Origin of the sequence: Sphingomonas sp. GCM10030256 (genome assembly GCF_042666415.1) — a bacterium.
In the GTDB taxonomy this organism is placed as follows: Bacteria; Pseudomonadota; Alphaproteobacteria; order Sphingomonadales; family Sphingomonadaceae; genus Sphingomicrobium.
Genome location: NZ_JBHTDI010000001.1, coordinates 1,006,002 through 1,019,728 on the forward strand (window position 1 = coordinate 1,006,002; position 13,727 = coordinate 1,019,728).

Consider the following 13,727-nt stretch of genomic DNA (forward strand, 5'->3'; position numbering starts at 1 on the left):
AATGAGTAACGCCAGCGACAGAAGGGCTTTGATCGAGCGGCTACGCACCCGTTTCGGGGAGCGGACGGTCGTAACGGATGCGGCAGCGATCGAGCCGTGGCTGACCGACTGGCGGGGCCGCTGGCACGGCGCGGCGGAGGCCATGCTGCAGCCCTCGACCACCGACGAGGTGGCGGCGATCGTCCGCAGCGCGGCTCAAGCCGGGGTGGCGCTTGTGCCTCAGGGCGGCAACACGTCGATGGTCGGCGGGGCCACTCCGCCGGAAGACGGGTCCGCCCTGCTGCTGTCGCTGCGCAGGATGAACCGCATTCGCGAGATTGACGATGATCACGCGGTCGCCGAGGCCGGCGTGATCCTGGCCGACCTCCACCAGAGCGCGGGGGAACGGGGTGCCCGGTTCCCCCTGACGCTCGGCTCGCGGGGGAGCTGCACGATCGGCGGCCTGACGGCAGCCAATGCCGGCGGGACGCAGGTGCTCCGGTTCGGAACCATGCGCAGCCTCGTGCTGGGGATCGAAGCGGTGCTCGCCGACGGGTCGGTCCACAATGGCCTTAGGCCGTTGAAGAAGGACAACCGCGGCTACGATCTGGATGGATTGCTGGTCGGATCGGAAGGAACGCTCGGGATCATCACCGCCGTCAACCTGCGGCTGGTGCCGGCCGTGCGCGAGCGCGCGGTGGCCTGGGTCGGGGTAGACGATCCGCAGGATGCGTTGGACCTGCTGCGCGGGATGCAGCGGGAAACCACTGCAGTGGAAGCCTTCGAAATCCTACCCGAGGACAGCCTTCAGCGGGTTCTTCACCACATCCCAGGCACCCGCCCGCCACTGCCAGGCAATCACCGCTGGCATGTGCTGGTTGAGGCCGTAGCCGCGCCACGGGACGCTGCCGCACCCGACCTGTTGCTTCAGCAGCTGCTCGAACGCGCGATCGCGGCCGGCATCGTCCGGGACGCCGTCATTGCCGCCAACGAGAGGCAGGCCGAGGCTTTCTGGCGCATACGCGACAGCATCTCGGAAGCGGAGCGGGCGAGCGGTCCGGCGGCCCAGCACGACATCTCGGTTCCGGTCGATGCCATGCCGCGCTTCATGATTGAGGCCGCGGCTGCCGTGGAGCAGGCCTTTCAGGGCACCCAGGCGTCCGGGTTCGGCCATCTGGGCGACGGCAACGTCCACTTTCATGTACGGGCTCCGCAGGACCGGGGGGCGGAGTGGATCAGGAACGAGGCCCCGGCGGCAATCCGCCTGGTCCACGACCTCGTCACCGCAGAGGGCGGCTCGATCTCGGCTGAGCACGGCATCGGCCAAATGAAGAAGGAAGAGCTGCTCAGGACCGCTCCGGCGGCGCGCATCCAAGCGCTCCGGGCGATCAAGCACGCGCTTGATCCGTGCGGCCTGATGAACCCGGGCAAGTTGATCGACTAGGGCGCGACGGCTCCTCCGGTGATGAAGCCGGCCAGCGACCAGCAGGTCCTAGGGAAGCGAGCACCTCTATCGGCGGGCAGGCGGCGGTTCAGGCACGAGGCGAGCTGCAACCCTGCGACCGTCCCATAACGAATGCAGGGCCAAGAAAAAGGCCCGCCTCCACGAGGGAGGCGGGCCCGATTGGACGCGCTAGGATTGCGAAAGGGCTATAAGCGCGCCCGGCTTTTCAGCCTGCCCTTAGCCACGAACCGGCGGCGGCGGCGGCGGCGGCGGCGGCGGCGGCGGCAGCGGGCAGCTGTCCGTCGCCAGGATCACCGAACCGTCCGGGCAGGTCTGCGTCGGCGGCGGGGGCGGCGGGGGCGGAGGCGGCGGGGGCGGCGGCGGCGGCGGCGGAGCCGCAACCGCACCGAAGTTGTACGCGAGCGACGCCATCAGCGAGTGCGAGTGCACGAACGAACGCGCGTCGAACGAATGGTCGTACAGGTCGCCCTTCAGGGTACCGGCCGAGAAGTAGCGATACTTCAGGCCCGCATCCAGGCTCTCCGACACCGGAACGCGAACACCGGCCAGCAGCTGCCAGGCGAGGTCGCGATCCTTCAGGTGGTAAGCCGAGTCACCAAGCTGATCGATGGTCATGCTGACCCGGGCGATGCCCGCGCCGGCGCCGGCGAAGAAGTTGACGCCGTCGTCGCTGCCCAGATCGAACAGAACGTTGACCATGCCCGAGGTGACGCTGGTGCGACCGTCGGCGTCATATTCGCCGCCCGGGACGATCCCGGCCGGGAACGGACCCGGGGCATTCACGTCAATCTCGTACTCCTTGTGCTTGGCGCGCTTGTAAGCGAGCTCGCCCTCGACGCGGATCAAACCGAAGTCGTAGCCGGCAACCAGGTCGACGTCGTAGCCCAGGTTATGCTCCTGATCGAGCCAATCGGCCCAGATGCCGGTGGTGACCGGCGGTCCGCGACGATCAGCGTCGGAGTCCCGAGCGAGAAGAGCGCCGGCATCAATGCCGACGTACGGCGACCCGTCGCGTGCCGCGGCGGGCGTCGCAGCGGCAACGGCAGCGGCCGCTCCAGCTGCCAAAAGATATTTCTTCATTCAATTACTCCGTTACAGTTGGCAGTAAGTAAATCTTCCTGGCCCCAAGCGTGCGGCACAATCGCTATTCGACCCGCACACGCCCAACGCTCTCCAGAAATGGTCAAAAGTCCCCTGTTCTGCAAATGCGTAATTCGTAATGGCAACTTTGGTTGCGTTGCCAAGTCAGGCGCCTCGGAACCGAGCGCAGCGACCGCTAGCCGATTTATCTGGCGCAATGAAGGGCTTAATGGCAGCAGCAGCCGGTCCGCAGTGCTGAATCGCAGTTCCAGCCGACCACTCTTTTGCGGATGTTGTTGCCGGTTTGCCACAGGGCCCAAGCCGCCGCAACCGTTCACATTGGCGTCACGGCAGATCGCCCATTACAGGCGCCCTATGCATCGATCCGAAGCTTTCGTCCGCCCTGTCGCGGGATCCGTAGGCGCATTCTTGCTGATCCTGTCTGGCACCGTCTCTGCAGCCGAGCCTTCTTCTCAGCCGCAACCCCAGGCCGCCGCGGCGTCACGCGTCCTTCCCTCGGGAAGCGACCTCGCGTTCCGCAGCGGCATGCTGGACTGGACCCCGCCGCCTGCCGACCGGTCGCTCGTGACCATCGAGCGCGTTGGTGGAGGCGAGCGCGCAACCGTGCAGCTGCAGCGGCTGCGGATTTCATCGCCGTTCGGCTGGCGCTCCGATCCCCTGCGCGGGGGCAAGCGGCGGCATGCCGGGATCGACCTTCCGGGTCCCGCGGGTGCGCGCGTGCTTGCGACGGGGGACGGGATCGTCCGCGTCGCCGGTTGGGCCGGCGGCTACGGCCGGCTGATCGAACTGGACCATGGCAACGGGGTCAGCACGCGATACGGGCATCTTGCGTCGGTCCACGTCGCGCCCGGCCAGCGAGTGGCGACGGGCCAGGTGATCGGCGGCATGGGCTCGACCGGCCGTTCCACTGGCACTCACCTCCATTACGAGGTCCGGCTGAACGGCCTTCCGGTGGACCCGCTCTTGGCGGCCTCAACAGCCCACATCCCGGCGAGTGAGTTCAAGACGATCTGGGGGACCGAGGCCAAGGTGGCACCGCGCTGGCAGGGGTGGGCGACGGATACCTCGTCGGCACTTCCCGAGGCCCGGATTCGCTAACTTCCCGGCAAGGTGACTCGTTAAGTTTCCGAGGCGTAACAAGAAGTTGCTGAAATCTATGTGGTATTCAGGCAACGGCGTCCTGAATAATTTGAGGTGGCAAGCTGGGGCGGGAACCGACGTTGACCGCCGTCCCCAAGTGTAGAAAGTGGCTTTGCTGCGCATGGCCGATCGTTTGAGCAACGTTCGTGGGCTGGCCGGCAATCTCTTCGTCATTGACGCAAAGGTTGTTGGCAGTCATCAGGCTTGCGCTCGGATAGTTAACAATGATGAGGCGTGACGTGAATCCTCTCGAAGCAAGAATGTTCGACCTCCTGAAGCGCGGCCGGGACGAGCATGGCGTTGTGGCCGTCAAGGCGGAGTTCGAAGCGGAGGGCACACGTCCAGACGAGCTGTTGCGCCTTCTGGAAATGACTCACCGGGCCGACCTCAAGGTCGCGCTCAAGATCGGCGGCTGCGAAGCTGTGTCGGATCTTCTCGCCAGCCGCTTGTATGGTGTCGACTACATCATCGCGCCGATGGTTGAGACGCCCTACGCGCTGTCCAAGTTCATCGAGGCCAAGACCAAGACTCACGGGTCGACCGGGCACAGCACCGAGTTCCTGTTCAACCTGGAAACCGAGACCACGCTGCAGAACCTCCCGGCGATGATCGCCACTGCCAAGGGCGGCGTGGACGGCGTCGTGTTCGGCCGGGTCGATTTCACCCTGTCTCGCGGCCTTCCGCGTGGCGCGGTCAACGACCGTCAGATCACCGACGCGGTGCTGCAGGTCGCCAAGGCGTGCGTTGAGAACGACCTGGAACTGGTCGTGGGCGGCTCCGTGTCGATCGACGCCATCTCCGCCCTGCGCGAGATTCAGGCCGTGCGGCTTGACCGGTTCGAGACCCGCAAGGTAATATTCGCGGGCGAGGCGATCCGCAGCCACTCGATCGAGGACGGCATCAACAATGCGGTCGACTTCGAACTGTGCTGGCTCAAGAACAAGCGCGACTATTACGGCGCGATCGCCGTGGAGGACAACAAGCGCATCGAGATGATGGAAGCGCGGCTGGCCACTCCGCAGCCGGCGCGCTTCGCGAAAGTCGCATAAGGACGTCAACGCTTGAGCGGCAGTGACAGCAGGGGGCTGGCGTTCGGCTGGAGCCCTCGCTACGGGCAGCTGCCTGAATCGCTGCATCTGCTGGTCGGCTCATGCGCAAGCGACTGTTGTCCGCGGACGAGGCGTCTCTGACCACCGACAGGGCATTGTCGGTGGTCGGCTGTAGCAGCGAGCGGGGGAGGGATCGGCTTGGCCGGCCCAGTGAGTGAGCAATGAGCGGAATTGTAATGGCACCTCGGCCCCGTCTGGCAGTTTGGCTTCTGCCGCTTCTTCTAGCGTCTACCTCGGCCCCCGCGCAGGTCTACGGCTATCCGATCGATCCGTCGCAACAGACGGGCAGGGACAGCGGGCGGTCGTCGTCTGACAGAAATGGCGGGCAGAACTCAGAGCGAACTGGCGAAGATGCCGCGCGCACTCAGAGCAGCACGGGAACGACTGGGTCTTTCTCCCGCTACGAGCCCGACGAAATCCAGGACCGCAGTGGCAACCGGGAACCGGCGGATGACCGGGACCGCGCGCTGACCGATCGCGAGCGTCTGCGGGATGACGTTCGGCCGCTGGTGCAGGCCGCTCCCCCGGCGAGCGAGTTCGAGCGCTACGTGTCGGAGATTGTCGATAAGCCGCTGCGGCGGTTCGGATCGAATCTCCTCGTCCCAGGGTCGCGTGACTTCACTGCTCCGCCGACCGCGGCCGTTCCGCCGGACTACCGGCTGAACCCGGGCGACGAAATCCTGGTCGGCCTCAGCGGGTCGGTTGAAGCGACCAACCTGCGTCTGGTGATCGATTCCGAAGGCCGGGTATTCATCCCTCGCGTTGGCGCGGTGAATGTCGCCGGGTCGCGTTACGGCGACCTCCAGGCGCTGATCTCCCGAGCTGTGTCGCGCCAGTATCGCAACTTCCGCGTGGCAGTGACCATTGGCGAACTGCACGGGATCACTGTTTACGTGACCGGCTTCGCCCGCGTTCCGGGGTCATACACGGTCAGCAGCCTGTCGACCCTGGTCAATGCGGTGCTGGCCGCAGGCGGCCCATCCGCAGGCGGCAGCTTCCGCTCCATTCAGGTCCGCCGCAACGGCAAGCTGGTGTCTGACTTCGACCTGTACGAGCTGCTGTTGAAGGGCGACCGGAGCGCCGATATCGTGCTCCAGAATGGGGACGTGCTCTACATCGCCCCGGCCGGGCCGCAGGTCGCGGTAGTCGGCAGCGTCAACGTCGAGGCGATCTACGAAGCGCGCGCCAACGAGTCGCTCCAGGATATGCTGCTCTATGCAGGCGGCGTGAACACGGTGGCGGACAACACCCGTCTGCTGGTCCTGGATCCGACCAAGGCGGGCGGCTGGCAGGAGCTGGCGCCCGCGCAGGTGGAGCAGCGGACAGCGTCGCGCGGCGAGATCCTGCGCGTTCTCCCGGCGATCGGCATCGTCCAGCCCCAGGCGAGGCAGCCGGCGCTCGTGATGATCAACGGCGAGGTCGCTCGGCCCGGACGCTATTATGTCCAGCCGGGAACGCCGCTCAGCAGCGTAATCGCGCAGGCTGGCGGCCTGACGCCACAGGCGTATGTGTACGGAACGGTGTTCACCCGCGAAACGGTGAAGCAAACGCAGCGGACCAGCTATCGGCGCGCCGTTAGCGACCTTGAGCTGCTTCTTACCACCCAGCCGCTGACATCGGTCCAGACCGACCAGCTGCAGCCGGCACGGCTCCAAGCGGTGCAGTCGATCGTCGATCAGCTGGAGCGGCGCGAGCCGGACGGCCGCATGGTACTGAACGTGCAGCCGGCAAGCAACGGGCTGCCAGGCGAGATGATCGTCGAGAACAACGACACCATTTACGTTCCGCCGCAGCCGGTCACGGTAGGCGTGTTTGGAGCGGTGCCGAGTCCGGCTTCGTTCCAGTATGTTCGCGGGGAGACCATCGGCGATTACCTCCGCCGCGCGGGCGGGGTCCAGAAGATCGGCGACCGCAAGCAGATGTTCGTGATCCGCGCCAACGGCACCCTGATCGCGCAGACCGGCGGCCTGTTCCGGGGCAGCGTGCTCAAGGCGCCGGCGCTTCCGGGCGACCTGATCTTCGTGCCGGTCAATGCCACCCGCGGGGAGTTCTGGGCCCGGCTTCGAGATATAAGCTCGGCGCTGACCCCGGCGATCTTCACTGCAGCGGCTATTGCAAAATGAGGATTGTCGACAACACGATCGTGCTGGTCAAAAACCCGTTGTACCGCCGGCTGGCATACCTTGCCGTGGCGCTCGTCGCAGCTTTCCTGATATTCTTCCCACGACCGTATGTGGCTCGCGCGAAGATCGTGCCACAAGACACGAGCGCGACCGCTGCGAGCACCACCAGCCTCCTCGGCGCCCTGGGTGGCGGATCGCAGTCGATCGGTAGCCTCCTGACGGGAGGCAAGCCGTCAAACGAAGTTTATATGATCATTGGACGGAGCGACACCGTTCAGGAAGACGTGATCAAGGCTTTGGATCTGGTCGGCGCCGGGAAACCGTTCGAGGACGAACGTAAAGCAAAGATTTGGCTTGGCAAGAAGGTCGATGTTCACCTGCTGCTTGGCGGCGTAATGGAAATCGAGACTAAGCTATTCGACCCGTCCGAAGCGGTTCGGATTACAAGTGCCTATGCAAACGCCATCAGTACCAATCTTGCACGATTCGGTCAGCAGCTGATCACGAACAAGAGCCGGATAGTTCAACGGCGCTTCGATGATGCGGCTCAGCGGGTGTCGGTTGCAGAGGCGCAGCTGAATACATTCCGGCGCGCAAACAACCTTGCTGATCCGGAAGCTCAGTTGGGTTCGGCGCTGGCGCAGCGCGCCCAGCTGGAAGCGCAGCTCAAGTCGAAGCAGGTCGAATATCAAACACTCAGCCAGTTCCGCGGGCCTGAAAGTAACGAGCTTGCGGCGATTCAGAGCGACATCGCCGGGCTCCAGGCGCAGATTGCCCGTTCGGCCACTCCTCGGACGAGCGCGTCCGGGCCAAACGTTGCGGGTCTGACAGCAGTCGAACTGCGCTACCTGAATTTATTCCGAGATCTCCGCTTCCAGCAAGCGATCTACGACGTTTATCAGCGTTCGCGCGAGCAGGTTGAAGTGGAAGAACTGGCGGCGGAAAGCGCTTCTTATATCCAGGTGATCGACCCCGCGGGACTTGATCCTAAGCGGCAGTACAACGTTTGGGCCATCGCCGTGTTCGCGGGCGTGTTACTGCTGGCGCTGTTCACCGAATGGTACGGACCTGCAACAGGTCTGTTTCGCCGCCGGGGTCACCGAGTGGAAGCCTCGCCGGTTGAAGAGTTTGCCTGATGTCGTTGCTCGCGGCAGTCGGCGAGCGCGGGTTGTCGCAGCCCGAGCTTAGCTTCGCCATTCCTTGCTACAACGAGGAAGCCAACGTCGTTGCGATGTACGAGGCGGTGACGGCCGAGGCGGAGCGCCACGCCGCCAGCCACGAGATCATTTTCATCGACAATTGCTCGTCGGACCGCACCCGCGAACTCCTCCGCGAGTTGTGCGCACGCGATCGCCGCGTCAGGGCCATCTTCAACAATAAGAACTACGGCCAGATGCGCTCGCCGACCCACGCCATCTATCAGGCGGAAGGGCAGGCGGTGATCGCGCTGTGCTGCGACTTCCAGGATCCGCCGGCACTAATCGGCGACCTAGTGCGGCAATGGCGCGCGGGTGCCCAAGTCGTCCTGGGGCAAAGACGGTCAGAAAAGACCGGTTTGCTGCTCGGCCTGATCCGTCGCATGGGATACGGATTCTTCCGGCGGTTCACGGAAACGCCGTTGATTCCCGGCGCGACGGGCTTTGGCCTGTTCGACCGCGAAGTCGTGGACATGCTCGCATCGTGGAACGAGCCCGAACCGTTTGTGCGAGGGATGGTGGTCGAAAGCGGCTACCGGGTTGCCGTCGTTCCCTACGACCGACCGGAACGCGCTGGAGGCAAGAGCAGCAATGGCTTCTGGACTCTGATCAACTTTGCCCTCTCCGGGGTTGGAGTTTCCGCCAAGTCGCTCCTCCGACTGCAGCTCGTGATGGCGATCTACATGATCCTGCTTGCGGGGGTCCTGGCGGTCGCGACCGTGATCCGGTTTATGGTCATCGGCTATTCGCCGCTGCTTCTTGCGCTGACCGTCATGTTCGGTCTGTTCGCGATCGTGCTGCTGTTCCTTGGCTTGATCGGAGACCAGGTCCGCTTGATCGCCGAGCGTTTGCGCAACGTGCCATTGGTCATCGAGGACGAGCGGCTGAATTTTCCAGGTGATCGGGGACTTCCGTCAGAGCGGTCGGTTAACCGGCGACGCTTGCCGCAACGGCCGTGAAGGATCCCCGGCCCGCCTTGATGCACCTTACCGAGTTTCTCGGGATGGTGCTGGTCCTTGCCGGGCTGCTGCGAGTGTACATGCTGTTTAACAGCAACGGTTATCTGCCGGCACCCTTCGTATTCGATGTCGCCGATACGTTCATGGACTGGTTCAATACCGCGTTCTGGGCGCATAATGGAGACGCCTATTCCAGCTGGCGCACCATTTATCTTCCGCTCTCGTTCGTGATCACGGGTTTTTTCGGGGACCCACGCTGCTACGGCAATCGTCCCTACGATGCACGAGACTGCGACATCTTCGGCATCGTTTTTATCCTGCTCATGTATGCAGGATGCGTCCTGGTGAGCTGGCTTGCCTTTCGCAAACAGGATCGATCGACGGCATTCTTCCGCACCGTCGCTATCGGTGCAGGCGGGCCCTTGCTGTATGCGCTCGAACGCGGGCAGCTGATCATGCTGACCTACATTGCCATGGTCATGCTGTATGGCAACCTGATCACAACGCGTAATCAATATATCGCCACTGCTGCCTTTATGGCGAACACCAAAGTTTACATGGTGTTTCCGTTATTTTCACTAGTGATCAAGCGTCGGTGGAGACTTTTTGAACTCTGCGGCTTCGCAAGCGTTGCTCTGTACGTTGTAACCTTGGCGATTGTTAACGAAGGTACCCCGCTGGAGATTGTATCCAACCTCCAGAACTGGTTTTCAGTCCGGCTTGGAACGGTCTGGGATGAGATGCTTTACAGCACGACTTACAAGCCGTTCCTGCAGTTAGATGTTTATCAGTTCCCCGTACGCGATTTCATCAATCAAGAATACGTCGATGCCGCTGTCATATTTATAAAATCCTACGTAATTTCCTCGAGACTTGCCGCATTCATTTGCATTGGTCTAGCGTGGCTTTATCCCAAGGCGATTACTACCCCGAGGCTGGTCTACTTCATCCTGATGCAATCGTTCATCAACCAGAATCCCGGCGGCTACGCGATCACATTGATCGCATTTCTGCTGCTTCTGGAGAAAGCGCGCAATCCTGCCACGACGATAGCTGTTATCGGGGCCTATCTCATGAGCGTTCCCGGCGACGTTCCATTGGTCAAGCTTATTGACGTGACGCGCACCTCCTGGCTGAGCGGCCAATATGTTTTGAGCGAGTATGTCGCTCCATGGGGTGCGCTGATCCGGCCAGGGATCATCGCCATTGTGCTGTGGGCCTTGGTCATCGACAGTATGATCGCGTTCCACCGTGCGATGAGGAGCGGGCCAGCGACTTGGGGTCTGGCCGGCCGCTATCCCGTAGTTGAGGAGGAGGTCAGCACTCCGCCACGACAACCCGCGCGGGAAGCTCAAACGTGACCGCCTGGACATTCAACGAAGACCTCGCGGGAATGTCCGAGGCGCTAACAGGTAGCTGGCCGCAGCTTGCGGGCAAGCGGCTGTTCATGACCGGCGGGACGGGTTTCATTGGCCGCTGGATGCTGGAGGCGCTGCGGGAAGCAGACCGGCGGATGGGTCTCGGCGTGACCGTCGACATCCTCACCCGCAATCCGGCCGCCTTCGCCGCCAAGGCTCCGCATCTGGTCAATCATCCCGGGTTCAACTTCATCGCCGGCGACGTTCTGTCGCTGCGAGCTAACGGGGAGCGCTACGATTATGTGCTCCATGCCGCCACCGACGCCAGCGCGGACCTCAACGAGAACGATCCGCTGCGGATGTTCGACACCATCGTTGCGGGCACGCGAGCGGCGCTGGACCTTGCGGTGAGGAGCAAGGCGAAGCGCTTCTTCTTCTTCTCGTCGGGCGCGATCTACGGGGCGCAGCCGTGGGAGGTGACCCACGTCGCGGAGGATTATCGCGGCGCCCCGGACCTCGGCACCCACCGCTCGGCTTATGCCGAGGGCAAGCGCGCGGCGGAGATGCTGTGCACCATCTATGCACGGCAGCAGGGTCTGAACATCGTCAACGCGCGCATCTTCGCGCTTCTTGGGCCGTTGCTATCGCTCGACATCCACTTTGCTGCGGGCAATTTCATCCGCGACGCGATGGCCGGCCGCAAGGTCGTGGTGCAGGGCGCCGGGACTGCGGTTCGCAGCTACCTTTACGCGGCGGACCTGACCGTCTGGTTGTGGAAGATCCTGCTGGAGGCGCCGCCCGGGGGGACCTATAATGTTGGATCCGAGGACGGAATCTCGATCGCAGAGCTTGCTAGGCGCACCGCAACCCTGCTTGGGGATGCAGGCTTCGAGATCTTGGGACGGGAAGATTCGGGTTGGAATCCCGGACGGTACGTCCCCTCGACGCGCAAGATTCAGGATGAATTGGGAGTGGCGCCGACCGTCGGCCTCGATGAGGCGATCGTCCGCACAGCCCGCTGGAATGGATGGAACGGATGACCAAGGTGAAGCTTTCGGCGTGGGTCGCGGAGCAGCTAGTGCAACATGGCATTCGCGATTCCTTCATGCTGACAGGTGGAGGTGCGATGCACCTCAACCATTCGATCGGCACCCATCCCCAAATCAAGACGACCTTCTGCCACCATGAGCAGGCGCTGGCGATGGCGGCCGAGGCCTATGCCCGGCTGACCGGACGCGTGGCGCTGGTCAACGTCACCTCGGGCCCTGGCGGAACCAATGCCATCACCGGCGTCTATGGCGCGTTCGTCGATTCAATCGCGATGCTGGTCATTTCCGGCCAGGTGAAGACGGAGACGACCGTCCGTCACACCGGCCTGCCGTTGCGCCAGTTCGGCGATCAGGAGCTCGATATCGAGCCGATCGTCACCCCGATCACCAAATATGCGGCGATGGTCACCGATCCGCTGCAGATCCGCTACGAGCTGGAGAAGGCGATCTACCTGGCGACCACCGGTCGGCCCGGTCCGGTGTGGCTAGACATTCCGCTGGATGTCCAGGCGGCGATGATCGACCCGGCTGAACTCGCGCCCGGCTACGATCCGGCCGAGCTGGACGAGCCATGGAAGAAGACCGACCTGCAGGCTGCGGCCACTGCGATCGTCGAGCGGCTGCAGGAGGCCGAGCGGCCGGTGGTGTTCGCCGGTGGCGGGGTGCGGATCAGCGGTGCGCACGCGGAGTTCATCAAGCTGGTCGAGAAGCTGGGCGTGCCCGTGGTGACCGGCTGGAACGCGCACGACGTGATCTGGAACGACCATCCGCTCTACTGCGGCCGGCCCGGCACGATTGGCGACCGCGGCGGGAACATGGTGACCCAGAGCGCCGACTTCCTGCTGATTCTCGGCAGCCGTCTCAACATCCGCCAGGTCAGCTACAATTGGACCAGCTTCGCTCGGGCGGCATACAAGGCTTGGGTGGATATTGACCCAATCGAGCTGCAGAAGCCGACGGTGAAGCCCGACCTGCCCGTCTGCGCCGACCTCAAGGATCTGCTGCCCGCGCTGATCGACGCGGCTCCGGACGGTCCAACCGAGCAGCAGCGCGACTGGCTGGCGTGGGCGAAGGAGCGGAACGCGCGCTTCCCGACAGTCCTGCCCGAGTATCACGACAACGAACCGTGCCATCCCTATGTTGCGATGGATGCACTGTTCGACCAGCTAGCCGACGACGACGTGATCGTCACCGGCAACGGCAGCGCGTGCGTGGTCGGGTTCCAGACTGCCAAGCTGAAGCAGGGCCAGCGGTTGTGGACCAATTCCGGTTGCGCCACGATGGGCTACGACCTGCCAGCGGCGGTCGGCATTTGCGCAGCTCGGGGGTTCGACAAGCGCGTGATCTGCATTGCGGGCGATGGCAGCATCATGATGAACATCCAGGAGATGCAGACCATCGCCGGCTACGGCCTGCCTGTGAAGGTCTTCCTGCTCAACAACAACGGCTACGTCTCGATCTTCCAGACCCACCGCAACTTCTTCAACGGGGTCGAGGTCGGCGGCGGCCCGAAGAGCAACGTGACCTTCCCGGACTTTTCCAAGGTCGCCGGTGCGTTCGGCTTCGCTTATGCGCGGGCGCAGCGGCACGAGGAACTGGCGGATGCGATCCGGGCGACGCTCGACGCGCCCGGCGCGGCCATGTGCGAGATCTTCATCGACGAGGCGGTGTCGTTCGCGCCCAAGCTCGGGGCCAAGCAGCATCCCGATGGGCGGATCACCTCGCCGGCGCTGGAGGATCTGTCACCGTTCCTGCCGCGCGAAGTGCTTCGCGAGAACATGCTGATCGATTTGATGGAGGAATGAGCGAGGTGCCGATCCTCGACGCTCCGGGAGCGAAGCCGTCGGCCCTGTCAATCGGCGGACGCCCGGTGCGCTACCTCGCGGCGGCGGTGCTGAACACGGGCTTCGGTCTGGCGATCTATCCGCTGTTGTTGTGGAGCAGTGCCTGGCTGACTGAGCATTACATGGTCGCGCTTGTGATCGCCCAGGCGGTCAGCCTGCTGTTCGCCTTCACCACTTACCGCCTCGGGGTGTTCCGGGCGAGCGGCGACACGGCGCGGCAGTTCGGGCTCTTTTCGTCCTTCTACTTGTTCAACTATGTCGCCAACTGGGCCGCGCTGCCGCTGCTGGTGGAAGTGGGCGGCATTTCACCGATCGTGGCGCAGCTCGGCTTCGCGCTGGTGCTGATGGTCGGTAGCTATTTCTGGCACAGCCGTGTCACCTTTCGAAACCGAGGGACCTAGACC

General features: G+C 63.6%; 12 protein-coding genes. 10 read left to right on the forward strand and 2 right to left on the reverse strand.

The annotated features are described in order from the left end of the window. Position 1: 1 nt before the first annotated feature. The gene (locus tag ACFQPG_RS04900) at positions 2–1,423 is read left to right on the forward strand and encodes an FAD-binding oxidoreductase (RefSeq protein WP_380810639.1); all 1,422 of its coding nucleotides are present in this window, start codon (positions 2–4) and stop codon (positions 1,421–1,423) included. Positions 1,424–1,660: 237 nt separating this feature from the next. Here the strand turns inward: ACFQPG_RS04900 and ACFQPG_RS04905 are convergent, their stop codons facing one another. Then, on the reverse strand, positions 1,661–2,524 hold the full coding sequence (locus ACFQPG_RS04905) for an outer membrane protein (RefSeq protein ID WP_380810640.1): 864 nt from the start codon (positions 2,522–2,524) through the stop codon (positions 1,661–1,663). A gap of 429 nt (positions 2,525–2,953) precedes the next feature. On the opposite strand from ACFQPG_RS04905, the gene ACFQPG_RS04910 reads away from it, so the two are divergent. Continuing rightward, positions 2,954–3,643 (forward strand): M23 family metallopeptidase, encoded by a 690-nt coding sequence (locus ACFQPG_RS04910; RefSeq protein ID WP_380810641.1) that lies wholly within the window; start codon positions 2,954–2,956, stop codon positions 3,641–3,643. A gap of 67 nt (positions 3,644–3,710) precedes the next feature. Here ACFQPG_RS04910 and ACFQPG_RS04915 read toward each other — a convergent pair whose 3' ends face one another. Next, positions 3,711–3,884, reverse strand: coding sequence for a hypothetical protein (locus ACFQPG_RS04915; RefSeq protein ID WP_380810642.1), 174 nt, complete (start codon positions 3,882–3,884; stop codon positions 3,711–3,713). 61 nt (positions 3,885–3,945) lie between these two features. Here ACFQPG_RS04915 and ACFQPG_RS04920 point away from each other — a divergent pair, with 61 nt between their 5' ends. The 8 genes from ACFQPG_RS04920 to ACFQPG_RS04955 all read left to right on the forward strand — a co-directional run bounded on the left by ACFQPG_RS04920 (position 3,946) and on the right by ACFQPG_RS04955 (position 13,724). Then, a complete protein-coding gene (locus ACFQPG_RS04920) occupies positions 3,946–4,734 on the forward strand; it encodes an aldolase/citrate lyase family protein (RefSeq protein ID WP_380810643.1) in 789 nt (262 codons plus the stop codon). A 236-nt stretch (positions 4,735–4,970) separates the two neighbouring features. Beyond that, a complete protein-coding gene (locus tag ACFQPG_RS04925) occupies positions 4,971–6,917 on the forward strand; it encodes an SLBB domain-containing protein (protein ID WP_380810644.1) in 1,947 nt (648 codons plus the stop codon). Continuing rightward, positions 6,914–8,053, forward strand: coding sequence for a capsule biosynthesis protein (locus ACFQPG_RS04930; RefSeq protein ID WP_380810645.1), 1,140 nt, complete (start codon positions 6,914–6,916; stop codon positions 8,051–8,053). Before ACFQPG_RS04925 ends, ACFQPG_RS04930 begins: the two co-directional genes overlap by 4 nt. Beyond that, positions 8,053–9,072: a glycosyltransferase family 2 protein gene (locus ACFQPG_RS04935; protein ID WP_380810646.1), complete on the forward strand. Its 1,020-nt coding sequence runs from the start codon at positions 8,053–8,055 to the stop codon at positions 9,070–9,072. Before ACFQPG_RS04930 ends, ACFQPG_RS04935 begins: the two co-directional genes overlap by 1 nt. Positions 9,073–9,089: 17 nt before the next feature. Then, a complete protein-coding gene (locus tag ACFQPG_RS04940) occupies positions 9,090–10,433 on the forward strand; it encodes a hypothetical protein (protein ID WP_380810647.1) in 1,344 nt (447 codons plus the stop codon). After that, positions 10,430–11,470, forward strand: coding sequence for an NAD-dependent epimerase/dehydratase family protein (locus tag ACFQPG_RS04945; protein WP_380810648.1), 1,041 nt, complete (start codon positions 10,430–10,432; stop codon positions 11,468–11,470). Before ACFQPG_RS04940 ends, ACFQPG_RS04945 begins: the two co-directional genes overlap by 4 nt. Further along, the gene (locus tag ACFQPG_RS04950; RefSeq protein WP_380810649.1) at positions 11,467–13,284 is read left to right on the forward strand and encodes a thiamine pyrophosphate-binding protein; all 1,818 of its coding nucleotides are present in this window, start codon (positions 11,467–11,469) and stop codon (positions 13,282–13,284) included. Before ACFQPG_RS04945 ends, ACFQPG_RS04950 begins: the two co-directional genes overlap by 4 nt. Further along, positions 13,281–13,724 (forward strand): GtrA family protein, encoded by a 444-nt coding sequence (locus ACFQPG_RS04955; protein ID WP_380810650.1) that lies wholly within the window; start codon positions 13,281–13,283, stop codon positions 13,722–13,724. Before ACFQPG_RS04950 ends, ACFQPG_RS04955 begins: the two co-directional genes overlap by 4 nt. Positions 13,725–13,727 lie beyond the last annotated feature (3 nt).